The organism is Flavobacterium hydrocarbonoxydans (genome assembly GCF_009789235.1).
GTDB lineage: Bacteria > Bacteroidota > Bacteroidia > Flavobacteriales > Flavobacteriaceae > Flavobacterium > Flavobacterium hydrocarbonoxydans.
On the sequence record NZ_WSTB01000004.1, the window covers coordinates 304,625 to 330,188 of the forward strand.

The 25,564-nt window shown below is 33.7% G+C and carries 18 protein-coding genes; 10 read left to right on the forward strand and 8 right to left on the reverse strand.

The annotated features are described in order from the left end of the window. Window positions 1-170: 170 nt before the first annotated feature. Window positions 171-1,178, forward strand: a complete 1,008-nt coding sequence (locus GON26_RS09335; protein WP_160374538.1) for a 3-oxoacyl-ACP synthase III family protein — start codon at window positions 171-173, stop codon at window positions 1,176-1,178. 186 nt (window positions 1,179-1,364) lie between these two features. On the opposite strand, the gene GON26_RS09340 is transcribed toward GON26_RS09335, so the two are convergent. After that, window positions 1,365-2,222, reverse strand: coding sequence for an HAEPLYID family protein (locus tag GON26_RS09340; protein WP_394350398.1), 858 nt, complete (start codon window positions 2,220-2,222; stop codon window positions 1,365-1,367). Window positions 2,223-2,300: 78 nt separating this feature from the next. Beyond that, on the reverse strand, window positions 2,301-2,612 hold the full coding sequence (locus GON26_RS09345) for a hypothetical protein (protein ID WP_160374540.1): 312 nt from the start codon (window positions 2,610-2,612) through the stop codon (window positions 2,301-2,303). Window positions 2,613-2,875: 263 nt separating this feature from the next. On the opposite strand from GON26_RS09345, the gene GON26_RS09350 reads away from it, so the two are divergent. Beyond that, window positions 2,876-3,544: a copper homeostasis protein CutC gene (locus GON26_RS09350; protein ID WP_202110857.1), complete on the forward strand. Its 669-nt coding sequence runs from the start codon at window positions 2,876-2,878 to the stop codon at window positions 3,542-3,544. An 89-nt stretch (window positions 3,545-3,633) separates the two neighbouring features. On the opposite strand, the gene GON26_RS09355 is transcribed toward GON26_RS09350, so the two are convergent. Next, the gene (locus tag GON26_RS09355; RefSeq protein WP_160374541.1) at window positions 3,634-6,051 is read right to left on the reverse strand and encodes an outer membrane beta-barrel family protein; all 2,418 of its coding nucleotides are present in this window, start codon (window positions 6,049-6,051) and stop codon (window positions 3,634-3,636) included. Between the two features lie 317 nt (window positions 6,052-6,368). On the opposite strand from GON26_RS09355, the gene argS reads away from it, so the two are divergent. From argS to GON26_RS09370, 3 genes are all read left to right on the forward strand, one after another. After that, complete coding sequence (gene argS, locus GON26_RS09360) at window positions 6,369-8,147, forward strand: arginine--tRNA ligase (protein ID WP_160374542.1); 1,779 nt, start codon at window positions 6,369-6,371, stop codon at window positions 8,145-8,147. A 690-nt stretch (window positions 8,148-8,837) separates the two neighbouring features. Continuing rightward, window positions 8,838-12,038, forward strand: coding sequence for a SusC/RagA family TonB-linked outer membrane protein (locus tag GON26_RS09365; RefSeq protein WP_160374543.1), 3,201 nt, complete (start codon window positions 8,838-8,840; stop codon window positions 12,036-12,038). 16 nt (window positions 12,039-12,054) lie between these two features. Next, window positions 12,055-13,638, forward strand: a complete 1,584-nt coding sequence (locus GON26_RS09370; RefSeq protein WP_160374544.1) for a SusD/RagB family nutrient-binding outer membrane lipoprotein — start codon at window positions 12,055-12,057, stop codon at window positions 13,636-13,638. Window positions 13,639-13,837: 199 nt separating this feature from the next. Here the strand turns inward: GON26_RS09370 and GON26_RS09375 are convergent, their stop codons facing one another. Further along, a complete protein-coding gene (locus GON26_RS09375; protein ID WP_160374545.1) occupies window positions 13,838-14,740 on the reverse strand; it encodes a DUF6607 family protein in 903 nt (300 codons plus the stop codon). Window positions 14,741-14,846: 106 nt separating this feature from the next. Here GON26_RS09375 and GON26_RS09380 point away from each other — a divergent pair, with 106 nt between their 5' ends. The 5 genes from GON26_RS09380 to GON26_RS09400 all read left to right on the forward strand — a co-directional run bounded on the left by GON26_RS09380 (window position 14,847) and on the right by GON26_RS09400 (window position 21,305). After that, on the forward strand, window positions 14,847-16,907 hold the full coding sequence (locus tag GON26_RS09380) for a TonB-dependent receptor plug domain-containing protein (protein ID WP_160374546.1): 2,061 nt from the start codon (window positions 14,847-14,849) through the stop codon (window positions 16,905-16,907). A gap of 26 nt (window positions 16,908-16,933) precedes the next feature. Then, window positions 16,934-17,554 carry an HmuY family protein gene (locus GON26_RS09385; RefSeq protein WP_160374547.1) on the forward strand — a complete coding sequence of 207 codons (621 nt, stop codon included), beginning with the start codon at window positions 16,934-16,936 and terminating at the stop codon, window positions 17,552-17,554. 235 nt (window positions 17,555-17,789) lie between these two features. After that, window positions 17,790-19,142: a signal recognition particle protein gene (ffh, locus tag GON26_RS09390; RefSeq protein WP_160374548.1), complete on the forward strand. Its 1,353-nt coding sequence runs from the start codon at window positions 17,790-17,792 to the stop codon at window positions 19,140-19,142. A gap of 134 nt (window positions 19,143-19,276) precedes the next feature. Further along, on the forward strand, window positions 19,277-20,158 hold the full coding sequence (locus GON26_RS09395; RefSeq protein WP_160374549.1) for a bifunctional 5,10-methylenetetrahydrofolate dehydrogenase/5,10-methenyltetrahydrofolate cyclohydrolase: 882 nt from the start codon (window positions 19,277-19,279) through the stop codon (window positions 20,156-20,158). Between the two features lie 220 nt (window positions 20,159-20,378). Then, complete coding sequence (locus GON26_RS09400) at window positions 20,379-21,305, forward strand: magnesium transporter CorA family protein (protein WP_160374550.1); 927 nt, start codon at window positions 20,379-20,381, stop codon at window positions 21,303-21,305. Between the two features lie 53 nt (window positions 21,306-21,358). Here GON26_RS09400 and rluF read toward each other — a convergent pair whose 3' ends face one another. The 4 genes from rluF to GON26_RS09420 form a co-directional block, all read right to left on the reverse strand. Then, window positions 21,359-22,171 carry a 23S rRNA pseudouridine(2604) synthase RluF gene (gene rluF / locus GON26_RS09405; protein WP_160374551.1) on the reverse strand — a complete coding sequence of 271 codons (813 nt, stop codon included), beginning with the start codon at window positions 22,169-22,171 and terminating at the stop codon, window positions 21,359-21,361. Between the two features lie 378 nt (window positions 22,172-22,549). After that, entirely contained in the window at window positions 22,550-23,422 is an 873-nt protein-coding gene (locus GON26_RS09410) for an alpha/beta fold hydrolase (protein WP_160374552.1), read from the reverse strand. 201 nt (window positions 23,423-23,623) lie between these two features. Next, window positions 23,624-24,403 carry a zinc ribbon domain-containing protein gene (locus GON26_RS09415; protein WP_160374553.1) on the reverse strand — a complete coding sequence of 260 codons (780 nt, stop codon included), beginning with the start codon at window positions 24,401-24,403 and terminating at the stop codon, window positions 23,624-23,626. A gap of 3 nt (window positions 24,404-24,406) precedes the next feature. Beyond that, on the reverse strand, window positions 24,407-25,501 hold the full coding sequence (locus GON26_RS09420; RefSeq protein WP_160374554.1) for a Nif3-like dinuclear metal center hexameric protein: 1,095 nt from the start codon (window positions 25,499-25,501) through the stop codon (window positions 24,407-24,409). Window positions 25,502-25,564: the final 63 nt, after the last annotated feature.

The window sequence follows — 25,564 nt, forward strand, 5'->3', positions numbered from 1 at the left end:
TTATAAATTTTGAATGACAAGTTCTTTTATCTTTAAACTAAAAAATGCGATAAAATATTTTTAAAAAATTATTAAATTGTTAATTATGAAAAAAGTACTATTTTGCATGCTTATATTTTAAAGTATAAGTAAATTTGTAGTTCAATTTTTTAACAAATAATAAAAAGAATATGTATCATTCAAAAATAGCGGGCTTAGGATATTATGTTCCTTCAAATGTTGTGACAAACGATGATTTGTCTAAGATTATTGATACCAATGATGAGTGGATTCAGGAGAGAACTGGTATTCAGGAAAGAAGACATATTATTAGGGGAGAAGACACGACAACTTCTATGGGAGTGAAAGCCGCTAAAATAGCAATTGAACGTTCTGGCATAGCCAAAGAAGATATCGATTTTGTAGTTTTTGCTACTTTAAGCCCAGATTACTATTTTCCAGGACCGGGAGTTTTGGTGCAGCGTGATTTAGGATTAAGAACCGTTGGAGCACTTGATGTTAGAAATCAATGTTCTGGTTTTATTTATGGAATTTCGGTTGCAGACCAATATATTAAAACCGGAATGTATAAAAACATTTTGGTAATTGGTTCAGAAGTACATTCAACAGGATTAGACATGACTACTCGCGGACGCGGTGTTTCGGTAATTTTTGGAGATGGAGCAGGAGCGGCTGTTTTGAGCCGTGAAGAAGATTTGACAAAAGGAATTTTATCGACTCACTTACACTCAGAAGGACAGCATGCCGAAGAGTTGGCTTTGCAGGCACCAGGAATGGGAGCGCGTTGGGTAACGGATATTTTGGCTGATAATGACCCGAATGACGAAAGTTATTATCCGTATATGAACGGTCAGTTTGTATTTAAAAATGCAGTAGTGCGTTTTGCTGAGGTTATTAATGAAGGTTTGGAAGCAAATGGTTTGCAGGTTTCGGATATTGATATGTTGATTCCGCATCAGGCGAATTTGAGGATTTCGCAGTTCATTCAGAATAAATTCAAATTATCTGATGATCAGGTGTATAACAATATTCAGAAATACGGAAATACAACCGCAGCCTCTATTCCGATTGCTTTGACAGAAGCTTGGGAGAACGGAAAAATTAAATCTGGAGATACTGTGGTATTGGCAGCTTTCGGAAGTGGTTTTACTTGGGGAAGTGCGATTATTAAATGGTAAGTTAGATTTTCTTAGATATAATTAAAACCTGTTCGTTTCAATGAACAGGTTTTTTTTATTTATGATTTTCTTCTGAAAAATAGAAGTATTGATTTCATAAAGAAACATTTGTAGAGACGCACATCGTAGAGACGCACACTCTGTAGAGACGCACTGCAGTGCGTCTCTACAGAGTGTTGTAAAATTTTAATGTTTGGGTTCGTAAATCAACCTCAAAAAAGTACTAAATCTTTCGTTTTCCCTGCTAATTGGGATTCCGGTTACGATACCTACCAAAAGGTTTTCGGTAACGCCAACTCTCATTTGTGGTCGTAAAGTCATATCAAAATCCTTTTGAGTAATTTCTTTATTCAATTCCAAACCAATAAAATTTTTGGTTCCGGGAATCATATAATGAAAATTACTATTTATCTGCCAGGAAGTTGAGGTTGTATTATAATCAAAATGATGTTCGATAGCGGGACCTGTATAAAGCAGTGTATGGAAATTATTGCCCCATCGTTTGGCAATTACAAAAAAGGGATTGTAAATGTTTCCGGTAAACAATTTTCCATCTCCATACAAATTAAAATCGGTGAGTTCAAATTCATGAATGTACCCAAAAGCCATAGAGGTCTGAAGTTTTTCGGATACAAAAAAAGAATATTGTGCAGCTAATTTCAGTCCGTTTAATTGGCTGCCCGGTGTAGTTGCATTTTTATTAGAAGGATAAAAAGTAAAAGGCAATTCTACTTCAAGTCCTAATCTGTCTATTGGCGCCCATTCATATTCTATTAAGGTCAAATATTCGTCGTAGTTATTTTTATCTGTAATTCCAAAACCTACATTCCATTCTTTTTCACCTTTTCTTGCTCCCAAATCTCTAATAAGATCAATGTATAAAGGTTCTGCGTGCAACACTTTGATTGGTTTTTGTGTGTTTTGAAATTCTTCAATATAGAGGCTATCAGTAGTTTGGTGATCCGGTTCTAAATTTTGGGCATGAGTTGTTATGGTTGCCATTACTAAGATAAAAGCAATTTTTAGCATATATTTTGTCATTATAATTTTTTGTTTTAAGGTGCATAAAATCTTTTGTCTTCTTTTTTGAAAACAAAATCACATGAAACAGAAATAAACAAATTATGCCTCCGGAGGTGGAGAATGAATTTCTAAATACGTTTTTAGAGGAGCAGAATTGCTAAAAGAAGTATTTTTACTATTTGATTTGTTTTCAAATTGGTTTATATCAAAAGGGAACGAAGGGATTGTAAAAAAATCTAAGGCAATACTTTTTTTTATTAAAATGTGGTTTTCAGAATCGCAATCATCAATTTCGGGAATTGCATTTTCATAGCCCAAAATTTTCTCAACAACAAGTTCTATGATGCTTTCCTGGTCATTAATTGTTAAGTTCTCCACAACATAATTCGAGTTGAAATCGCTAGTATCCACACTGCAATTGAGGAGGTACAGTGCTATAAAAACACAAAAGAACCTGAAGTTTTTAGTATGTCTAATCGAATTTAGCATGCAGCAAAAATAGAAACTTTAAAAGGAAAGCGATTTTTATTAGCATTTTATTATGAGTTTTTTCAAAGTAGATAAAGTGATAATTTATACTTTAGTACTTTCTTACGTCATCTGGTAAAGACGCGCTGCAGTGCATCACTACATGGATTGGGATACAATTTTTAAAATAGTATTTATTATAAATAATGAAAAATCAACTCGAAATAGCGTGTTTTAATTACGAATCGGCTCTTATTGCGCAGGAAAATGGCGCAGACAGAATTGAGTTATGCGAAAATATGAAACTGGGCGGCACTACTCCCAATTATATTCTGGCACTAAAAGTTCGGGAACAGTTAGCTATAAAAATGAATATCATTATAAGACCTCGCGGGGGAGATTTTGTTTATTCCGATGAAGAAATTGTTGAAATGAAACAGGATATCAAACAGTTTAAAAAACTAAAAGTAGATGGTTTTGTTTTTGGAATTTTAAATCCGGACGGAAGTGTAAATGTAGAGCAAAATAAAGAATTAGTCAAGTTAGCCAGTCCTCTCGATTGTACTTTTCATCGTGCTTTTGATGTAGTTAATGATGTAGAGCAGTCGCTGCAGGATGTAATAGATTGCGGTTTTAAAACTATTTTAACTTCCGGACAGGGAGAAACGGTAGTCGAAGGTATTTCGGTTTTAGAGAAAATTCAGAAACTGGCCCAAAATAAACTGGTAATTATGCCGGGAGGAGGTTTGCGTTCTTCTAATATTAATTTATTACAGGAAAAACTGGAACCCACTTTTTATCATTCATCAGCAATTACGAATAAAACAGAAACAGCAAGCGCTGAAGAAATAAAAGCTTTATTGCAAAGTTTCTAAAAGTAAAAAGCTCAGAGTTGGCATACTCTGAGCTTTTTTTCTACTTAAAATTATGCTAAAAATATTAAAATTAACTAATAAGAGCGGGACTAAAACATTCCGCCACCACCTTTATTAGTATTGTCTTCTCTTTGTTTACGTTGTAAAGTTTTGCTTTTTCCTCCTCCAAAGTTATATGTTAATCCAAGATAAACTGTTTGGCTTTCCCAGGTAAACTGACCTGTTTGAGGATAAGGATATAAACTGTCAAAAGCAAATCGCATCGTGTTGAACACGTCATTAAAACGAACACTGATATTCATTTTGTTGTCTAATAAGGTATAACGTGAACCGACATCCATTTTATACATCTCTTTTCTGTTATTCTGAACTTCATTAACTGGACCTCTGTAAAATCCGAATAATAAAAAGCTGATACGTTTGTTTACTTTAAAATTAGAGTTCATTCTCGCATTAAAAGCTGAAGTTGTTACGTTTCTTTCTTCAGGGATATTTTTGCCTTGTACAGGATCAAACGTAAAAACAATTCCTTCTTGTTTAATGCTAGAAAAATCTATAGATGGCTGAACATCCCACCATTTTGCAATTTTATAATTGGCAGAAGCTTCAAATCCGTAAGACGTGTTGCTGTCATTGTTTATAAAACTCATGATTTGTTTTTCGTTTGAAGGATCATCTTTGTCCGGATATAATATTCTACTAATCTGATCGTTGGTTCTTCTCACAAAAACACCCGTTGTAAAACTTCCTTTTTCTAGGGTTTTAGTGTAATTCAATTCCACTGAATTCGTAAACTGAGGTCTCAATTCCTGATTACCAAATGAAGTAACTAATGGAGTTGAAAATTCACGTATTGGTTTTGTCTGCTCTAAACTAGGACGGTCAACACGACGGCTATAACTAAGTTGTAAAACGTTTTTCTCATTCAAATTATAAGTCAAATAAGCAGATGGGTATAAGGTAATATAATCATCATCAAATTTAGTTTGACCATAATTTAAGTTTGCAGCCACTTTATAGCTTTCAAAACGAGCACCTAATTGATAGCTGAATTTTTTATACTTCTGACCAAAAGTTACATAAGCCGAATAAATATCGATGTCATACGTATAGTTTGAAATCTGATTTTGATCAGGATCTTCAAGGTTTACTCTGTTGTAATTATTTTCAGTTCTGGTTAATCTCGCTTCAGCACCTGCTTCAAGAGTGGTTTTGTCGTTTAAAGGATTAACATAATCCACATTTACAGTACTTAATTTTTGATCATCTTTTATGAAATCATTATAAACAATATTGTCTGAAGTATTAGCTGTACTTGTAGTTTGAGTATCAAAAAGAGCTTTTTGATCCTCGTTAGAATCACTATAATTGGCTTCAAAATCTAAAGTATGTCCTTCTTTTTTGAAAATATGCTTATACGCTAAATTGTATGTTTCAGTTTTGCTAGGTCCTTGGTATTGCGATTTTTGAAAAATATTTCGAATGGTAGGATTGTTTAAATAATCGATATCTGTGTTTACATTTCCAGTACCTTCAAATTTATTTTGGTTGGTATAAAACGAAATAGTATTGTTGTCGTTAATGAAATAGTCCATTCCGATTTTATATAAATACGACTCATTATCATTAGTAATATCTAATCGTTGTTGAATGTCCTGCCCATCCAGTCTGAAAATTTCTCCTTCGTTTTCGTACATACCAAAATTTTGTCCCACATTTCCAAAGAAATTTACTTTACCGGTTTTGTAGTTCAAATCTAAAGATTGGTTGTATTTGGCCGTTTTCCCAAAAGTAATTCCACCGCTATAACTTCCGTTAAAACCAGTATTAGCATTTTTATGCAGAATAACATTGATAATTCCTGACATTCCTTCCGGATTGTATTTGGCACTTGGGTTGGTAATCAGCTCAATTTTTTTGATTGAAGTCGAAGGAATTTGTTTCAACAATTGTGCTGGATCAATATTAGATGGTCTTCCGTCAATTAATACACGAACATTTGAGTTTCCGCGAAGCGAAAGTTTTCCGTCCTGATCTACGTTTACAGAAGGAATATTGTTCATAATATCCGATGCTGAAGCTCCGGCAGTTGTTAAATCTTTTCCGACAGTAATCACTTTTCGGTCAATTTTTTGTTCCATGGTAGAACGTTCAGCGACAATATTCACGCCTTTAAGCTGAGTTGCTTCTTCTTCCAGCGCTACTTTAAAAGTGGCTTCTTTTTTGTTTTCACCTAAAACAACAGAACCAATATATTTTCTGAAACCGATATATTGAATTTCGATAGTATAACTTTTTAGAGCTAAATTTTTGATGATAAAATCACCGTTGTCATCTGAGTTTACACCTGAGACTACTTTTCCATTGTCTTTAATCGAAACAGTCGCGTATGAAATGGGCATGCTGTTAGACTTTTCTGTAATTTTCCCAGAAACTGTTCCCGTGTTCTGAGCTTTTGCTGTTGCCATTACACCCAGTAATGCGAACAGTAAGAATTTTAATTTCATAATTTGGAATTGATTATTTGATTGATTGATGATGATTGTTAGTTTTTTTGTTTTTTTTTCTTGCTTCAAAATAATTTGAAGTCCCTATTAAGACTCTTTTGTGATTGATATGTTACAGAAAAATTTAATAAAATATTAAAATTTTTCCTGAGCCTTTGTTTTGTAGGAGATTAGGGTTTTGGTTTTTTGATAATTTTAACATATCATTCGGATGTTTTTTTGAGAAATTCAAATCGTTTTGTTTTATTTTATATGTTTTTCGTTTTCTCTAATTGATGAATAAGCAGTATCTTTGCACACTTTAAAATAAGTTTTACATGTCATTATCACAAATTCTTACTCCTTCTGTACAAAGCGCCATTCAGGCATTATTTGATGTAACGGTTGATAAAATCGAATTTCAGACCACTCGCAAAGAGTTTGAAGGCGATATTACGATGGTTATTTTTCCTTTGCTAAAAGTGATTAAAAGCAATCCAGTCGAGTTAGGAAATAAAATAGGAAATTATCTTGTCGAAAATGTATCTGAAGTAGCACGTTTTAACGTAGTTTCAGGATTTTTGAATATTGTTATTGCAGATAGTTATTATTTGAATTTCTTTAATGAAATTAGAGAAAACAACAAGTTTGGTTATGTAACACCAAACCCGGAAGATAAAGCTATTATGGTCGAATATTCTTCGCCAAATACCAATAAACCTTTGCACTTAGGTCACGTTCGTAATAATTTGTTAGGATATTCTGTTGCCGAAATTATCAAAGCATCAGGTAAAAAAGTATATAAAACACAAATTATCAACGATCGCGGAATTCATATCTGCAAATCGATGCTCGCTTGGCAGAAATTTGGAAACGGAGAAACGCCTGTAAGTTCAAATCTGAAAGGAGATAAGTTAGTTGGTAAATATTATGTTGAATTTGATAAAGCTTACAAAGCCGAAATCAACCAATTGATGGAAACCGGTAAAACCGAAGAAGAAGCCAAAAAACAGGCTCCGATTATTATTGAAGCACAAGAAATGCTGAAAAAATGGGAAGCTGGTGATGACGAAGTGATTTCACTTTGGAAAATGATGAACCAATGGGTTTATGAAGGTTTTGCCACCACCTATACTAATTTAGGTGTAAATTTTGACAAATATTACTACGAAAGCAATACCTATTTGTTAGGAAAAGATGTGGTGCAAGTTGGTCTTGACAAAGGAGTTTTCGAAAAAGATCCTGATGGTTCTGTTTGGATTGATTTGACAGATGAAGGTCTTGACCGTAAAATTGTATTACGTTCAGACGGAACTGCAGTTTATATGACACAAGATATAGGAACCGCAATTCAGCGTGTAAAAGATATGCCAGATGTTGGCGGAATGGTTTATACGGTAGGCAATGAGCAGGATTACCACTTCAAAGTTTTGTTTTTGATTCTGAAAAAATTAGGTTTTGACTGGGCTTCAAGCCTGTATCATTTGTCTTATGGAATGGTTGATTTACCTTCCGGAAAAATGAAAAGCCGTGAAGGAACTGTTGTTGATGCAGATGATTTGATGCAGGATATGACGAATACGGCTAAACAAATTTCGGAGGATTTAGGAAAATTAGAAAGTTATTCTGCTGAGGAAAAAGCAAAATTGTACAAAATAATTGGTTTAGGGGCTTTAAAATATTATATTTTGAAAGTAGATCCTAAAAAACGTATTTTATTCAATCCTGAAGAATCAGTTGATTTTGCTGGTAATACGGGTCCGTTTATTCAATATACTTACGCGAGAATACAATCTATAATTCGTAAAGCCGATTTTGATTTTTCAACGAAAGCTGAAATTGTAGAAATGCACGAGAAAGAAAAAGAATTGGTCAAACAAATCGAACTTTTTCCTGAAGTGATACAGAATGCTGCTCAAAATCACAGTCCCGCTCTGATCGCTAATTATACGTATGACTTGGTAAAAGAATACAATTCCTTTTATCAGTCGGTACATATTTTAGGAGAATTAGATTTAACAAAAAAAATATTCAGAGTACAGCTTTCGCAAAAAGTAGGCGAAGTGATAAAATCAGCCTTTACTTTATTAGGGATTGAAGTTCCGGAGAGAATGTAATATTTTCGTTAGAAATAAATTTTAAAAGCCGATACTCTCAATGTTATCGGCTTTTTTTTAGATAATTAACAAAATAAATTAATTGTCTAATGTATTTGTTATTAGATTTTTGTTGTTATTTTTTAAGAAATAATAAAATTTTTCTTATAATAATTTGCAGTGTATTAAAAATCTTATATATTTGCGCTATCAAAAACAATTCTCATAGAGATTCTGTTATTATCCAATACCTCAAATGATAAATATTTACAGTCTTCCTTGAAATCCACTTTTAATTATATAATACAAGAATGATAGTCATTTGATTGACTATACATCTTGAATAATACTTCCTTATAATCATTTTTAACTATTTTGAATTAGTAAGCTTTTAGTGTAAAATCATAAGGAGGAACCGTCTAAAGTAATGTTTAGACGGTTTTTTTTATTTATTATTTTTCTGTTTTTTGTGTTCAATGGTACTTAACAAAACAGAATAAATCTATTAAGATTATTGTTTTTTTCTTTCTCTTTTTTTAAAGGTTTTTATTAAAAATCTCTCTTTTCTTTTAAATGGCTTCATTTTTTTTCTAAACCAATTTTTTAAATAGTAATATATGTATTACATTTTAAAGTGTTAAAATATATAAAACTCTTGTTAAAATTATTTTAAATTTATAAGTTCGCCCCTAATATTAAAAAACATACAAAATGAACTTAAAATTGAATAGATTCTTAGTGCTGTTTTTAGCATTAATGTCGCAAATAATGTTTGCGCAGGAAAGAGTTGTTTCTGGAACAGTTTCTGACAATGCAGGATTACCGCTCCCGGGAGTAAGTGTATTAGTTAAGGGAACTAAAACGGGAACCCAAACGGATTTAGATGGTAAATTCTCCATCAAAGCCACACCATCCCAAACTTTGGTTTTTAGTTATATCGGGATGAAAACTCAGGAAGTTGTAGCCAATTCCGGTACACTTAAAGTTAAATTAAAGGATGATTCAGTGGAGCTTGGTGAGGTTGTAATTACAGGCGCTGTAGGTATTAAGAAAAAGAAATCTGCAGTTACGTCATCTTATTCAACCGTTTCCAGCGATGAACTAAAAGAAGCTTCAAATCCGGATGTAGTTCGTTCTTTGGTTGGAAAAGTTTCGGGTTTAACAATAAATAACACGACGAATGGTGTTGGTGGAGCAAACTCAATAAGAATCCGCTCTATGTTATCTTTTACAGGTAATACTGAGGCTCTTGTTGTCATAGACAATGTTATTTCTACAGCAAATGTATTAGCTTCTCTACCTCCTGACACAATAGAAAATGTTACTGTATTAAAAGGAGCTCAAGGAGCGGCTTTGTATGGTTCACAGGGAAAACAAGGGGTAGTTTTGGTACAAACAAAAAAAGGAGCTAAAGAAGAAGCGCTTACAGTTTCTTTTAATAGTGCCATAGATATTGAGAATGTAAGTTTTGTACCAGAAAGACAACAAAAATATGGTCAGGGATGGTATAATGTAAGAGACCCTCAGGAAAATGGAGGTTGGGGGCCTTTATTGGATGGTACAGTGGGACAAGTTGGTCTGCCAGATGCAAACGGAGATATTATAGAAGCGCCATATAGTGCTTTAGGTAATGATGAGATTAAAAAGTTTTATCAGTCTGGAACGATTTTACAAAATAATCTTAATGTTGGAGCAGGAGGTGCTGATTCTTATATAAACTTAAATTTGGGTAATTTAAGAAGAAGTTTTATTGTTGAAGGTGATAATTTAAACAGAAATACTTTCATGCTTAATGCAGGAAAGAAATTAAAAAAGTTAACCTTAGGCGGGAATGTTACGTTTACAAATCAGAGAACTAAGCAGGCAAATGTTAATGCGGCTACTTCGCGTTCTGATTATACTCTTTTGACAAATTTATTACAAACTCCGACGAATGTTCCAATTGAAAAATTTAAAGACAGAGGTTTGTATGGGTGGAATGGTTATTACCAAAACCCTTACTGGGCAAGAGATAATAACAGATTAGAAGAGACTAATAATTTTATTAATTTAGGATTAAACGCAGGTTACGAATTTAATAAACATATTGAAGTTCTTTACAACGGTTCTCTTCAATTAAGGAATATAGACCAAATATCGTATGCCAATGAAGGAATATCACCAGATACTGCTGATGGTTCGTTTTCTTCTCCTTCAGAATTTTATCAGTCCAAATTTGGTTCTACTTATTATTATGGTGATTTAATGTTGAACTTTAATTATGACTTAAGTGAAAAAACAAAGGTAAAATTTAACATTGGTCAAAACGTACAGTATGATTATTCAAACAGAATTTCACAGGGAGGGACTAATTTAAAAGTTGCTGGACAATATAATATTAGTAATGTCGTAAATCCTGCAGTTCCTTCTACACTTGACAATAAAACGATTCAAACCAGATCAACAGCTACATTTTTGAATGCTGATTTTAATTATTCTGATTATCTATTTTTAAACTTAACAGGTAGATACGAAGGAAATAGTGTAGCCTCAGTAGGAAATCAGTTTTATTTTTACCCTTCTGCAGGTGTATCTTTTATACCTACAAGAGCATTTAGTTCTTTAGAGGATAAATCTACTCTTAGTAATTTAAAAGTATATGCCAATTATACTAAAGTAGGATCGTTAGACCCGGTACAGGCATATGATATTTTGAACCTGGGAAGTATATCCGGTGGATTCCCTTTTACAAATACAGGTAATTCATATAATGATTCTTATTTGATTACAGATCCTAATATTAAACCAGAGACCTATACAACCCTTGAAGGAGGTATTAATTTTGGTTTCTTCAAAAATAAAATAACTTTAGATGTTGCGGGGTACATCACCAATACGAATGATTTAATTACAAATGCTTCTTTAGGTACAACTACCGGATTAGAGAAGAAAAAAACAAATTCAGGAAAACTAAAAGGGAAAGGAATTGAGATAGATTTAGGTTTTGCCCCAATAAGTACACCTAATTTTAAGTGGAATGGAAGAGTATCGTTTAGCTCTTATGACACTAAAGTTATTGATGCAGGTGAATCGTCTAAGATTGTTATAACGGATACCGGAAATTCTCAAATTGATGGAAATATTTCTGCGGTCGAAGGATTGTCATTTCCTTATATCACAGGAACGGATTGGAAAAGAGATGATAATGGAAGAGTAATAGTGGATGCGCAGGGAAGGCCATCTCCGGATGCTACTTTTAAAAACTTAGGAAAAGTAACGCCAGATTATATTTTAGGATTAACAAATAGTTTTGAATACAAAGGAATCGGTTTATCATTTACGATGGATTACAGATCTGGAGGATATTTTCTGTCTCAGACAAAATACAATCTAACCTGGAATGGGCACTTAGTAGATACTGCTGAATTTGACAGAAATGTTGGGTTTCTGTATCCAGGCTCTGTGATTGATAATCCAGCTACACCAGAAATTGATTATATATCTAACACAAGTGTTTTAACTGGAGGTAATTCGTCTTTAACAGGTTCTGCCAATAAAACACAGGCATATTTTGGACAAGCTTCAAATCTAGGAAAACATAATTTGATTGACGCATCTGCATTTAAGGTTAGAGAGATTGCGGTAAGTTATTCTTTTCCAAAAACAATGATTAAAAAAATTGGTTTAGAAACTTTTAAATTAAGTCTTAATGCCAGAAACCCTTTTGTGATACTAGCATCAGGAAATAAAGGATACGCAGATCCGGAAGCTTCAAATCAGGTGAATTCATCAACATCATCTGCAGCAAAAGACCCTCTGCGTAACACAAATAGCACGCTTAGAAATACCTCTAAAAACGGTCTTGGTTTTATTGGCGATGCTCAATATCCTTCTACGCGTACATTTGGTTTTAGTTTAAACACTACATTTTAAATTTAATTAAAAAAATATGAAAAAAATATTTATAAGTAGTTTAGTGGTTCTCGCTTTATTTACCTCTTGCGAAAATTACCTGGATGTGAACGAGGAACAAAGTAATAAGCCAGGATTTGATGCGCTCACTCCTGACACTATGCTGGCAGGTGCTCTAAATAATTATACCAATCAGCAAGTTGGTACATTATCAAGTTATGGAAATAGAATGGCATACGTTTGGGGGTTAAACAGTGGTTTTACATCTAATGATCCAGCCTGGACCTACACCTATGATAGTAATAGCTATCAGTCTATTTTTGAAAACACCTTTTTGTATGCTGATAATTTTCAGGATATTTTAGATAAAAAAGAGAAATACCCTGATTATTCTTATCATTACGGTATTGCAAAAGTTTTTAAGGTCATTTGTATGGATTATATGACTGCTTTATATGGTGATGTACCTTATAAAGAAGCTTTTAATAGTGATATTGTTTCGCCAAAATATGATGATGATAAAATTATTGTAGCTGATTTGATAAAACAATTAGATGAAGCAAGAATGTTCTTTTCTAATGCAAATGCTAATACAAAAGCGTTAGGGTCAGAAGATATTGTATTTGCAGGAAATATAGATAAATGGCTGAAATTTATTAATACAGTAGAATTACGCTTGTTGCTAAGAATGAGTAAAACATCAGATGGTAATCTTATCTCTCTTAGAAATACACGTTTTGCATTATTAAACAAAAAGCAGGATTTTATCACAGAAGATGTAACGGTTAATCCGGGATATAATTCTAGCACAACCGATACCAGATCGCCGTTGTTTAAACTTTATGGTCTTGATGATGCACTAAGCGGATGGACATCGGCCAATAGGGCTAATGCAGCTGGAGACTATATTGTTAAATTGGTAAATGGAGAGTTAAACGATTCTAATATTTCTTCAACAGGAATAGTTGATCCAAGAAGATCAAAAATGTTTGCTGCAGTTCCGGCTACTGCACCTGGTGCAGGTACATTTGTCGGGAATGTTCAGGGTTCATTTCCTCTTACTGAAATCTCAAGATTTGGTTCTTTTTATATAGGTCGTACTGGTGCAAATGGAGCAGAAGCAAATGAAAATGGTATGGGAAGAGATGCCTTTTTAATGCTGGCAGCAGAAAGTAAATTTCTTCAGGCAGAGGCAATGCAAAGAGGTTATTTGGCAGGTGATGCAAAAAATCTTTTTACGGAAGGTATAAAAGCATCTTTTGCATTTTATAGTAAATCTTTTGGTAAGGCAACAATTTCAGTAATTGATCCGTTGATATATATAGCGGATAGTGATAGTAAAAATGGACTTGGCTGGACAGGATCTACAGATAAAATAAATGCAATCATGACTCAAAAATATCTTGCATTAGCGCAATGGAGCGGAATAGAATTGTATATAGATCATTTAAGAACTGGTTTCCCTGTAATGCCTTTACCAGTTGGTGTTATTCAAAAAAACAGACCAAACCGACTTATCTATCCAACATCTGAATATTCATCAAATAGTGCAAATGTTCCAAATGTTTCCAGTGATGAAATATTTTCAATTAATTCAAAAACGCCTTATTATCTTCAGTAGATTAATTTGATTTACTACTTAGATGTAATGGTTTAAGATAACTAACCTTTAATCATTTTTAACTATTTTGAATTAGTAAGCTTTTAGTAAAAATATAAAGGTATAACCGTCTAAATTAATTTTTAGACGGTTTTTTGATATATAAAAAGAGCCGATAGTCCTAAAACTATCGGCTCTTTTACAACTAACACAAACATTTTTATTTTACGAATTTGTCGATAATGACATCTGTTTCTGCTTTTGGTGTGTCTGGTTTTAAATCAAACAAAAGCGAGTATAACGGTTTATTATCAACTTTAGGATTCAAGTCTAAGTTTTTATGTCTGTCAAAAACAGTCTGCCATTTATCGCGAACATTTTTCCAGAGTGCATTATTGGCTGCCCACCATTTTTGAGCGGCAAGACATTTAGAGTCATCCACTTTTGTGTAAACATCTAAGCCTTTTTCCTGTGCTATCAAAACATCTTTTCCAGCATCATCTCTAATGATTTTGTCGTTGTCCTGTTCGTGATTCCATCCCGTTTTCGTGATTTCGTGGATGTTTCTTCTTTTTAAAACATTATAATCTTTACGTAAAGTATGTTCTCTTCTTGGTAATGGAGCATCTGCAGTGTTCAGCCAATAATCTTTTCCATCCACATGAACCCAGATTGAAGATCCTTCATATCTTGGACTGTCATCTACCTGATATACTTTTTGCGTCCATTGGCCTTTAACATCTTTTTTATCTAATTTTTGATATTTCCAGGAAGTGTTTTTATCAAAAGAATATAAATCTGTGTTTTCGTATAACCAGTCTTGTCTCCAGTGTTTGATAATCATCTCATCACTTACGATTAATAAATGCTGCATCACAATTTTATTTGGGGTGTCTTCTACCAGTTCTACCCATTCTAATCCATAATCATGTTTTGTTTTAGATGGTTTATAGGTAGTTGAATCTTTTGGGTACTGAAAAGTTTCTGTAAAATTAAATTTCACTTCATAACAGCCACACATCGATTTTATAGACTTTATATCTTGTTTTTTAGCATCCTGGCTGAATCCAATGCTGCATGTCAAAGCCATTACGGCAGATAAATAGAGACTTTTTGTAATCATAACTAGTTTTTTGATTTTAATTATTTTTTGCAAATATATAAACTTTATTTAGAATAAATAAAAATAATTATATATTTGCATCAGTTATTAAGACTAAATAAAAATAATGAAATTCAAGATTACATTTTTTGCAGCAGTTCTTTTTTGTCAAATTTCTTTTGCTCAGGAAAAAGACTCTACGACTGTAAATAAGCTTTCAGAGGTTACAGTTACTACAGGTACAAGGACTGAAAGAGTGCTTTCGTCTTTGCCATTACCTATGAGTATCATTACATCAGAGCAAATTGTAAAATCAGGAGTAACTAGATTAAATGAAATCTTAAATGAACAAACGGGAATTATTCTTATTCCTGACGAAAGTGGTTTTGAGGGAATTCAGATGCAGGGCTTAGATGCAGCTTACACGATGGTTTTGATTGACGGTGTTCCGCTTGTAGGAAGAACTTCTGGAGTTTTAGATTTATCACGTGTTTCTGTTGGGAATATTGAGAGAATTGAAATTGTAAAAGGAGCTTCATCTGCCTTATATGGTTCAGAAGCAATGGGTGGAGTTATTAATGTAATAACAAAAAGACCAGTAAAAGATATGTTTTCAGGCAGTCTTTCTTATAGATATGCAACATTTAATACCAATGATATTAGTACTAATGTTCTTTGGAAGAAGAAAAAATTTGCAGCTAATTTGTTTGCTAATTTTTACTCAACGGATGGGTATGATTTAGACGAAAGTACAACATTACAAAATGTTGAGAAGTTTAATAATTATACAATCCAACCAAAATTTTACTATGATTTTTCGCAAAATCTGAAACTAATAGTTGGTAATCGTTTTTATAATCAGAAGATGAATAATGCTGCAGTTATTGAATCTGAAAATTATAATGGTGATGCAAAAGAAAACGAGTGGAATTCGCAAATAAAATTAGAACATAAGTGGAATTCTAAAATATATTCTGAATATGAATTATATGCTACCAATTATAAAAATGATTCCTTTTTAAATGATGAAAATGATGTGCTTTTCGAAGAAGCATATTACAATCAATGGCTTTTTAGACCTGAACTAAGAACAACTTTTTCAATAGCAAATGACAAATTAACCACGGGAGTCGGTTTAAATCATGAAACGCTGGATAGAACGTATTTTGATCATAATGTTAACTTTAATTCACAATATGTTTTTGTGCAATATGATTACAATCCAACAGAAAAATGGAATCTTCTAGCGGGATTTAGATACGATAATCATAGCGAATACGCCTCTCAGTTTAGTCCTAAATTAGCTGTAAATTATAAATTAAGCAATAATTTTTCTTTAAAATCATCTGTAGGATATGGTTATAAGGCACCTGATTTTCGTCAGTTATATTTCGATTTTACGAATCCATCTGTGGGCTATACGGTTTTAGGATATAATGTTGCTGAGGATCGTTTGAATCAATTTGAGGAACAGGATCAACTGTTATCCAGAGTTGCTGGTATTAGTTTTGACAAACCATTGGAAGCTGAAAGTTCGATCAATGTTAATTTTGGAGGTTTTTATAAAAGAAATAAGTTAAAAATAGACGTAAATACTTTTTATAATGCTATCGATAATTTGATTGATACACAAGTTGTAGCTCAAAAAAATAACGGTCAAAATATTTTTAGTTATTCCAATTATAATAAAATATTTACTTATGGTATAGAATATAATACGACGTATAGTTTTACCAAAGAATTTGTTTTGTCATTTGGTTATCAATATTTGATTGCAAAAGATAAATCAGTCGTTGATAATTTCGAAGAATATCAATACATCCGCAATTCAGATTTGCAGACTATCAAAATTAACAAATCAGATTATTTCGGATTGTATAATCGATCCAAGCATACAGCCAATATTAAGTTGGCTTATACCATTCCAAAAATAAAAACAAATGTCAATTTACGTGTTTTTTATCGCAGTAAATATGGCATGTTTGATACTAATGGAAATCAAATTCTTGACCAGTACGATACGTTCGTAAAGGACTATTTTCTAACCAATTTATCAATTTCAAAAGATCTTACTGAAAAAGTAATGCTTCAGGCTGGAGCTAATAATGTATTCAATTTTACAGATCCAAATCAAATTAACAATCTTGCAGGAAGACAGCTTTTTGCGCGAGTTCAATATAATTTTTAATCAATATTTATTTAAACACCTTTACCATGAAAACAAATTTTTTAAAACTATCTTTTTTAGCACTAGTACTTTTTACAGCGTCATGTAGTAGTGATGATAACGACAATACGATTCCAGCTGTTGAAACTATAAAAGTTTCAAATCTTAATGCTCCTCAAACAGGTGGTCAAGGACAACCGGTTGGTGGTGAGTTTACAAAATTCAGTTTCTCAGAAAACAAAGTAGTTACTACAGATAAATGGGATGTCGCTTTCAGAGGAACAACAATTATTGTTAATGGAGGAGCTAAAGTTGGCATTAACGATGAGCCAGAAAGAACTGGAAGTGGTGCAATCAGCATCGTTTCTAATACATTCGCGTCAGTTACTACATTTCCTGCTGCAACTACATTTGCACAAGATGGTGCTGCTGTTTATGCAATTCCTACAGGAAGCGGAAATGGATGGTACACATACGACTCAACTACCCATATTATTTCGCCAATAGCCGGAAAAGTATTTGTAGTAAAAACACATGATGGTAAATATGCAAAATTTGAAATTTTAAGTTATTATAAAGATGCACCAGCAGTACCAACAGGAACTTCTTTATCACCATTTTACACTTTTAATTTCGCATACCAAGCTAATAGTACAACAACATTCTAAAAGATATTAATAGTAAATCTTGAAATATCAATTGGTCAGTGACTTTGTTTTTTTTATTTTTTTTTTTTGATAAAAGAGGTTGGAATTTTCTAGCCTCTTTTTTGTTTTTTTAAGATTCTATCAGATATTTTTAAGATAGAAATAAAACTCATCTAAACTTTAAACCTTTGCACCTCTGAATCTTTGAAACTTTCTAACTTTGTTCTATATTTGCAACTTCAAAAAAAACAATACTATGTTTGATAATTTAAGTGATAAATTAGATAAAGCGTTCCATATATTAAAAGGACACGGGAAAATTACAGAAGTAAACGTTGCCGATACCTTAAAAGAAGTTCGTCGTGCCTTATTAGATGCCGATGTTAACTTTAAAATTGCTAAAGATTTTACGACTAAAGTAAAAGAAAAAGCAATTGGTCAGGACGTATTGACAACGCTTCAGCCAGGACAGTTATTGGTGAAGTTGGTAAAAGACGAACTTACCGAATTAATGGGTGGTGATGTTGCCGGAATCAATCTTTCTGGAACTCCAAGCATTATTTTAATGTCTGGATTGCAGGGTTCTGGAAAAACTACTTTCTCAGGAAAATTAGCCAACTATTTAAAAACGAAGAAAAACAAAAAGCCACTACTTGTAGCGTGTGATATCTACCGTCCTGCGGCGATTAATCAGTTGCATGTTGTGGGAGACCAAATAGGGGTTGAGGTGTACTCAGAACCAGAAAACAAAAATCCTGTAGAAATTGCTCAAAACGCAATCAAACATGCCAAAGCAAACGGATTTAATGTTGTAATTGTCGATACAGCGGGTCGTTTGGCAGTTGATCAGGAAATGATGGACGAGATTGCTCGTGTTCATAAAGCGATTCAACCACAAGAAACTTTGTTTGTTGTTGATGCAATGACAGGGCAAGATGCTGTAAATACAGCAAAAGCGTTCAACGATATCCTGAATTTTGATGGAGTTATCTTAACGAAATTAGATGGAGATACTCGTGGTGGAGCTGCCATTTCGATTAAATCGGTTGTAAACAAACCAATCAAATTTGTTGGTACTGGAGAAAAAATGGAAGCTATTGATGTTTTCTATCCAGAACGTATGGCTGAGCGTATCTTAGGTATGGGTGACGTTGTGTCGCTTGTAGAAAGAGCGCAAGAGCAGTTTGATGAAGAAGAAGCCAGAAAACTTCAGAAGAAAATCGCTAAAAACGAATTTGGTTTTGATGACTTCCTTACACAAATTCAGCAAGTGAAAAAAATGGGTAATATGAAAGACTTGGTCGGAATGATTCCAGGTGCTTCAAAAGCCATGAAAGATGTAGAGATCGAAGATGATGCTTTCAAACATATCGAAGCTATCATTCACTCGATGACACCAACAGAAAGAAGTAAACCTGCCATTATCGACGTAAAAAGGAAGGCCAGAATCGCAAAAGGTTCTGGAACCAAAGTCGAGCAGGTAAATCAGTTGATGAAGCAGTTTGACCAAATGAGCAAAATGATGAAAATGATGCAAGGTCCAGGCGGAAAAAATTTGATGAAAATGATGGGAGGCATGAAAGGAATGCCAGGCGGAATGCCGAGATAAAAATAAATAAAGTTTAAGGTTTAAAGTTTCAAGTTAATTGGAATTTTAGACCTTAATTTTTTAATTATATTAATAATTACAAGAGAGGTTTAGAGCTTCTCACATCTAACTTAAAACATTTAACTTAAAAGAAAATGCAACTACTAGACGGTAAAAAAACAGCTGATGATATTAAAAATGAAATTGCAGCCGAAGTTCAATCGATAAAAGCAGCAGGAGGAAAAGTTCCTCATTTGGCAGCAGTTATCGTAGGAAGCAACGGAGCAAGTTTGACTTACGTAGGAAGTAAAGTGAAATCTTGCCAGCAAATTGGTTTTGATTCTACTTTGGTGGCGTTGCCTGAAACTATTACCGAAGCAGAGTTGCTTGATAAAATCAAAGAATTAAACGAAGATGACAATCTAGACGGATTCATCGTTCAGTTGCCTTTGCCAAAACATATTAATGAGGAAAAGATTCTAATGGCAATCGATCCTGATAAAGATGTGGATGGTTTTCATCCAACAAATTTCGGAAAAATGGCGTTGGATATGGAAACTTTCATTCCTGCTACACCTTTCGGAATCATGCAATTGTTAGAACGTTACAAAGTAGAAACTGCCGGAAAACACACAGTTGTTATTGGTAGAAGTCATATCGTGGGTCGCCCAATGAGTATCTTAATGAGCCGCAAAGGAAATCCTGGCGATTCAACAGTAACGCTAACACATAGTCGCACTAAGGACTTGGCCGAATTCACTAAAAATGCAGATATTATCATCACCGCTTTAGGAGTTCCAGAATTTTTAAAAGGAGATATGGTAAAAGATGGAGTTGTAATCATCGACGTTGGTATTACAAGAGTTGACGATGCTTCACACCCAAAAGGTTATGTTATAAAAGGAGATGTTGATTTTGCTGAAGTAAGTAAAAAATCATCTTTCATCACGCCGGTTCCTGGTGGAGTAGGGCCAATGACAATTGCGATGTTGCTTCAAAACACGCTTTTGGCCCGCAAAATAAGAAGTCGAAAATAATTCATTCGAATAAAATAGAATCAAAACCCACTCAACCGAGTGGGTTTTGTTGTTTTAGGATATAATTAATGTTTTTCGGTTTTGGGTCTAAAAAATAAAAGGTACTTTTGCAGCACTTTAAAAAACACACTTCTCCAATGGACGATTATTATTCGTTAGTATTAAATTAAAATAGCTTTTGAGTTTTTCAAAACGCTATGATAAAACCTAGAATTTTGAAATGAAAGCTTTTTACAAAAACAACAACGGATTAATTGCAATTCCAGAATGGACTCCAAATTGCTGGATTAACATCGAAACTCCAACTCCGGAAGACAAAACCTATTTGCTCGAAGAACTTCAGATCCCGGAAGCATTTTATAATGATATCGAAGATGTTGACGAAAGACCTCGTATAGAAACCGAAGACGGTTGGACGCTGATTGTCCTGCGTGCCCCAATAAAAAGTAACGATATAAAATTACCTTTTCAAACCATTCCGATTGGGATTGTTTTCAAAGATGATATTTGCGTTTCGATTAGTTTCTATAAAACCGAAATGCTTACTGATTTTGTGCAGTACACCAAACGCAAAAATATCAATATAAAGGACAACTTCGATTTTGTGCTAAAGTTGCTTTTATCGTCGAGTGTTTGGTATTTAAAATATCTAAAACAAGTCAACCAAAAGATAAAATTGGCCGAAGATAATTTAGAGAAATCAATCAAAAATGAAGAACTGCAGGCTTTACTGCAGATAGAAAAATGCCTGGTTTTCTTCATTACATCATTAAAAGGAAACGATGTTTTGTTTCATAGAATCCGAAATTTAAAAGCACATAGGGAAAGTTTTGATTCTGATTTACTGGAAGATGTCGAGATAGAATTGAGTCAGGCACAAGATACTGCTAATATTTACAGCAACATTTTGACCGGAATGATGGATGCATATGCGTCGGTAATTTCAAATAATATGAATAATATCATGAAACAAATGACGTCTATTTCTATTATTCTGATGATTCCAACACTAATCGCCAGTTTGTACGGAATGAACGTGCCAAACGGTCTCGAAGAAAATAAATTTGGTATTTGGATACTGCTGTTTATTTCTATCCTTTTGTCGGTATTTGGCGTCATGCTGTTCAAAAGAAGAAGATGGTTCTAAAATTATATTGATTAAAAAACTAAAAACCCATTCAATCGAGTGGTTTTTTAGTTTTAATAATCACCTCTTTTCTTAAACCTCGGATCGTGTTTCGAGATAAATTCGGTTCTGCGTTTTGGAGCTTCGGCTTTTGGTAAACTTGCTTCTTCGGTTTTGCTCGAAGGCTCAATCAATTCGTTTAATTCTTTGATTTCAGCATCTGTCAAATCCCGGTAGCGGCCAACGGGAATATCAAGCGAAATATTGATAATTCGGATACGTTTAAGTGCGGTTACATCATAACCCAAATATTCTGTCATTCTACGAATCTGACGGTTTAATCCTTGTGTCAGAATGATTTTGAAAGTGTATTTGCTAATTTGCTCTACTTTACATTTTCGGGTAACGGTATCCAGAATCGGAACACCATTTCCCATGCGTTCTATAAAACGGTCTGTAATGGGCCGGTTTACCGTTACGGTATACTCTTTTTCGTGATTGTTTCTGGCACGTAAAATCTTATTTACAATATCACCATCATTGGTCATAAAAATCAATCCTTCACTGGCTTTATCCAATCTTCCAATCGGGAAAATACGTTTCGGATAATTGATGTAATCTACAATATTATTTCGTACTTCAAGATTGGTGGTGCATTCTATTCCAACAGGTTTATTGAAAGCCAGATACACCAGTTTTTCGTGTTTTTCCACAATCAGTTTTCCATCGATGCGTACTTCATCATGTATAGAAACTTTGGTTCCCATTTCGGGTACAACTCCATTTATTGTCACGCGTCCTTCCTCGATTAATTTATCGGCTTCACGACGAGAACAATAACCTGTTTCTCCAATAAATTTATTCAGACGTTTTAAATTCTCTTCCATAGTGCAAAAGTAGTCAAAAAATCGATTTTAGAGTTTAGATTTTAGAGTTTAGATTGTTCCCCGTTTTGTCATTCCGATTTCTATAATAAAATCAATTTTTTTTTCAGGAGCTAATCCCGCTATCCGTTACAATCTTTTGTGGCGAACCCCGCCACAAAAGGATTTCCACTTCTATCGGGGCTAGGAAATTCGTTTTCAAAAGAAAGTTATCGGCTAGTTTGTCATCATTTCGAACGAGAACACGAGCAATCCTGAACTGGCGAAGCAATCTCCGCAAGTAACTCCGCAACTATAATCAAATCCTCGTCTGGCTTTTCACAGAGATTTCTCCTTCGAAATGAAAATATTGTGGTTTTAAATCAAAAAAAACGTAGTGTCTTAGCGACTTAGTGGCTCAGAACCTTCAGCAAACAAAAAATCAAGTACTTTTTGGTACAACTCATCATCATGCATACCATGACCTAAGTCTTTAGTTTCTATGAATTGACTGTTTTTCCAGTTGCTGGCGATTTTTTTTCCTTCTTCAAAAGCCACAATTTTGTCGGTGGTGTCGTGGGCTACTAATCCGGAAATATTAAAAGTGGACGCAAATTTTTGTCCCGAAAAATCTTCTATTTTAAAATTGAAATGCGTCTGGAAACGATTTTCTAAAAGCGAAAACATTTTGGTATTCAGACTCAACATCGAAATATAATTGTCTATCAGCGTTTTTAAATCCGAAGGGGCGCCTAAAATCACCATTTTGCTAATACTGGTATTGGGAAATAAATATTGGTGATACACGCAGGCTGCACCGCCTATAGAATGACCAATAATAATATCGGGCTGGTATTTTTCTACCGCTTTATTAATGAATTCTGCGTAAAGTGGCACATTAAATTCCTTACCGCTGCTTTGTCCGTGTGCCGGAGCATCGATAGCAATAATCGTGCTTCCTGATTTTTGAAGGTGTGGTAATGTTTTTTTCCAGCGGGAAGCATTACTTTCCCAACCGTGTACGAGTAAAATTTTGGTTTCGTTTCCTTTCCATACATAAGTCTGAAAATGGTGTTCGTTATGATGAAAGGTTTCTGTCTCGGTGTTTCTTAGAATTTTAGGTAAACTTTCTTTTTGCAGTCTCCCAATTCGAGGCTGGCTAAAAAGCGCGTACGAAAGTTCTAATGCTTTTTGCGGGCGAACATAACTCAGGAAGTTAATGTATTGTCCAACCGATTTTAATGTAATAAAACGAATTCCTTTTTTGATTCCCAAAACTTAAATTTTTTCTAAAGATAAAAATATGCTTTTAAATTGGTCAAAAAATGTTTGCCACTGATTAAAAGATTTTTAAAGGATTTCCTTTTAGTTTTTAAGTAATTTTCAATCTGTGTTAACCTTTTATCCCGATAGCTATCGGGAGTGGCAAAAAATTAATTGCAAAAAAAAGTCCCGATTAGATCGGGACAGTTTCATTTAGATTTTTGAGAACAATTGTTCCATCTTTTCTTTTTCTTCTTCGGCTAAAGCGCTGTCAACCAAAATTCTTCCTGAATGCTCATCAGTGATGATTTTTTTTCTGGAAGCAATCTCAACCTGCGTTTGAGGTGGAATAGTGAAGAATGATCCTGCAGATGCTCCTCTTTCGATAGAAACCACAGCTAAACCATTACGAACACTACTTCTGATTCTGTTGTAAGCAGCCAATAATCTTTCTTCAATCTGACCTGAATACTCTGCAGATTTCTCAGTCAAGAAGATTTCTTCTTTTTGAGTCTCAGCCATAATAGCATCTAATTCAGATTTTTTATGTTTTAAGTGCGAACTTTTTGCGTCAAGTTTTTCTTTTAAGTTAGAAATAACTTCTTTTTTGTGTTCGATAGAAGCTTTCATTTCTTTGATTTGCTTTTCAGCCAATTGAATTTCTAATTCCTGAAATTCAACTTCTTTAGTCAACGAATTAAATTCTCTGTTGTTACGAACAGACTCTTGTTGTTTTGTGTACTTTTTAATCAATTCTTTGTGCTCATCAATAGCATTTTTCTTTGCTTTGATTTGCTCTTCAATAACTTCAAGTTCTCCTTTAAGTTTTTCTGAACGAGTGCTTAAACCTGCAACTTCATCTTCTAAATCTTCAACTTCTAATGGAAGTTCTCCTCTTACGTTTCTGATTTCGTCAATTCTAGAGTCAATAAGCTGTAAATCGTATATTGCTCTTAACTTGTCCTCAACACTTAATTCTTTCGTATTCGCCATATTCTATAAGTACTTAACTGGATTTGTATTTTCTTCTGATAAAATGATGGCAAAATTAAGGATTTTTTTCTGAAGATAATCAACAATATAGTTTTTTGTATAGCGTTCGCTCTCAAAATGACCAATATCGGCCAAAAGTAACTTGTTTTCGGCTTCATAAAATTGATGATATTTTAAATCAGCAGTCAAAAAAGCATCGGCTCCAGCCATAATTGCATTTTTTATAGCAAAACTTCCGGAACCACCCAAAACGGCAACTTTCTTTATTTTTTTTCCTGGAAAGGCAGAATGACGAATGCCATCGGCAATCATTTTATCTTTCACGAAAGTGAGAAACGCTGTTTCATCCATTGCTGAAGGAAGTTCACCAATCATTCCCAAACCAATATTTTGATGGGAATTTTGCAAATCGTAAATTTCATACGCCACTTCTTCGTAAATATGATTCGCAAAAAGTGCTTTTAAAATTCTGGATTGAAGGTGTTTTTCAAAAATAACTTCAATTTTTATTTCGGTTCCGGTATGTAATTTTCCTTTTTCGCCAATTACGGGATTGCTGTTTTCATTTCCTTGAAAAGTAAAAAAACCTTCGCTGTTAAAACTACAATTATCGTAATTACCAATTCTTCCTGCACCTGCTTCAAACAAAGCATTTCTAACTTTTTCGGAATTATCGGATGTCGTGTAAGTGATTAATTTTTGAATGAAATTTTGCTTCGAAATTAAAACTTTGGTGTTTTCGAGACCCAAAGCGTCGCAGAAAATTTTGTTTACTCCAGCCGAATGATTGTCCAAAGCGGTATGAACAGCGTAAATGGCAATATCATTTTTTATGGCTTTCAGTATCGCACGCTCAACATAATTTTTACCCGTAATTTTCTTGATTCCCGAAAATAAAATCGGATGAAAACAAACGACCAGATTGCAGTTTTTAGCAATTGCTTCGTCAATTACATTTTCTAATGCGTCGTGACAAACCAGAACTCCGTTGCTTTCGGTTTCAGAATCGCCAACCAAAAGTCCAACGTTGTCAAAATCTTCGGCGTAAGCCAAAGGAGCCATTTCTTCGAGTACTGCAATTATGTCTTTGATTTTCATTGTAATTTTGTTTCAGGTTTGTTTTGTTTCAAGTTTCAAGCTGTTGGGAAAACCTGAAACTTG

Excerpts from the sequence above, each read along its gene's own strand:
- GON26_RS09335 (WP_160374538.1), top strand. The coding sequence starts at position 171 with ATGTATCATTCAAAAATAGCGGGCTTAGGATATTATGTTCCTTCAAAT.
- GON26_RS09350 (WP_202110857.1), top strand. The coding sequence starts at position 2,876 with ATGAAAAATCAACTCGAAATAGCGTGTTTTAATTACGAATCGGCTCTT.
- GON26_RS09355 (WP_160374541.1), bottom strand. The coding sequence starts at position 6,051 with ATGAAATTAAAATTCTTACTGTTCGCATTACTGGGTGTAATGGCAACA.
- argS (WP_160374542.1), top strand. The coding sequence starts at position 6,369 with ATGTCATTATCACAAATTCTTACTCCTTCTGTACAAAGCGCCATTCAG.
- GON26_RS09365 (WP_160374543.1), top strand. The coding sequence starts at position 8,838 with ATGAACTTAAAATTGAATAGATTCTTAGTGCTGTTTTTAGCATTAATG.
- GON26_RS09370 (WP_160374544.1), top strand. The coding sequence starts at position 12,055 with ATGAAAAAAATATTTATAAGTAGTTTAGTGGTTCTCGCTTTATTTACC.
- GON26_RS09375 (WP_160374545.1), bottom strand. The coding sequence starts at position 14,740 with ATGATTACAAAAAGTCTCTATTTATCTGCCGTAATGGCTTTGACATGC.
- GON26_RS09380 (WP_160374546.1), top strand. The coding sequence starts at position 14,847 with ATGAAATTCAAGATTACATTTTTTGCAGCAGTTCTTTTTTGTCAAATT.
- GON26_RS09385 (WP_160374547.1), top strand. The coding sequence starts at position 16,934 with ATGAAAACAAATTTTTTAAAACTATCTTTTTTAGCACTAGTACTTTTT.
- ffh (WP_160374548.1), top strand. The coding sequence starts at position 17,790 with ATGTTTGATAATTTAAGTGATAAATTAGATAAAGCGTTCCATATATTA.
- GON26_RS09395 (WP_160374549.1), top strand. The coding sequence starts at position 19,277 with ATGCAACTACTAGACGGTAAAAAAACAGCTGATGATATTAAAAATGAA.
- GON26_RS09400 (WP_160374550.1), top strand. The coding sequence starts at position 20,379 with ATGAAAGCTTTTTACAAAAACAACAACGGATTAATTGCAATTCCAGAA.
- rluF (WP_160374551.1), bottom strand. The coding sequence starts at position 22,171 with ATGGAAGAGAATTTAAAACGTCTGAATAAATTTATTGGAGAAACAGGT.
- GON26_RS09415 (WP_160374553.1), bottom strand. The coding sequence starts at position 24,403 with ATGGCGAATACGAAAGAATTAAGTGTTGAGGACAAGTTAAGAGCAATA.
- GON26_RS09420 (WP_160374554.1), bottom strand. The coding sequence starts at position 25,501 with ATGAAAATCAAAGACATAATTGCAGTACTCGAAGAAATGGCTCCTTTG.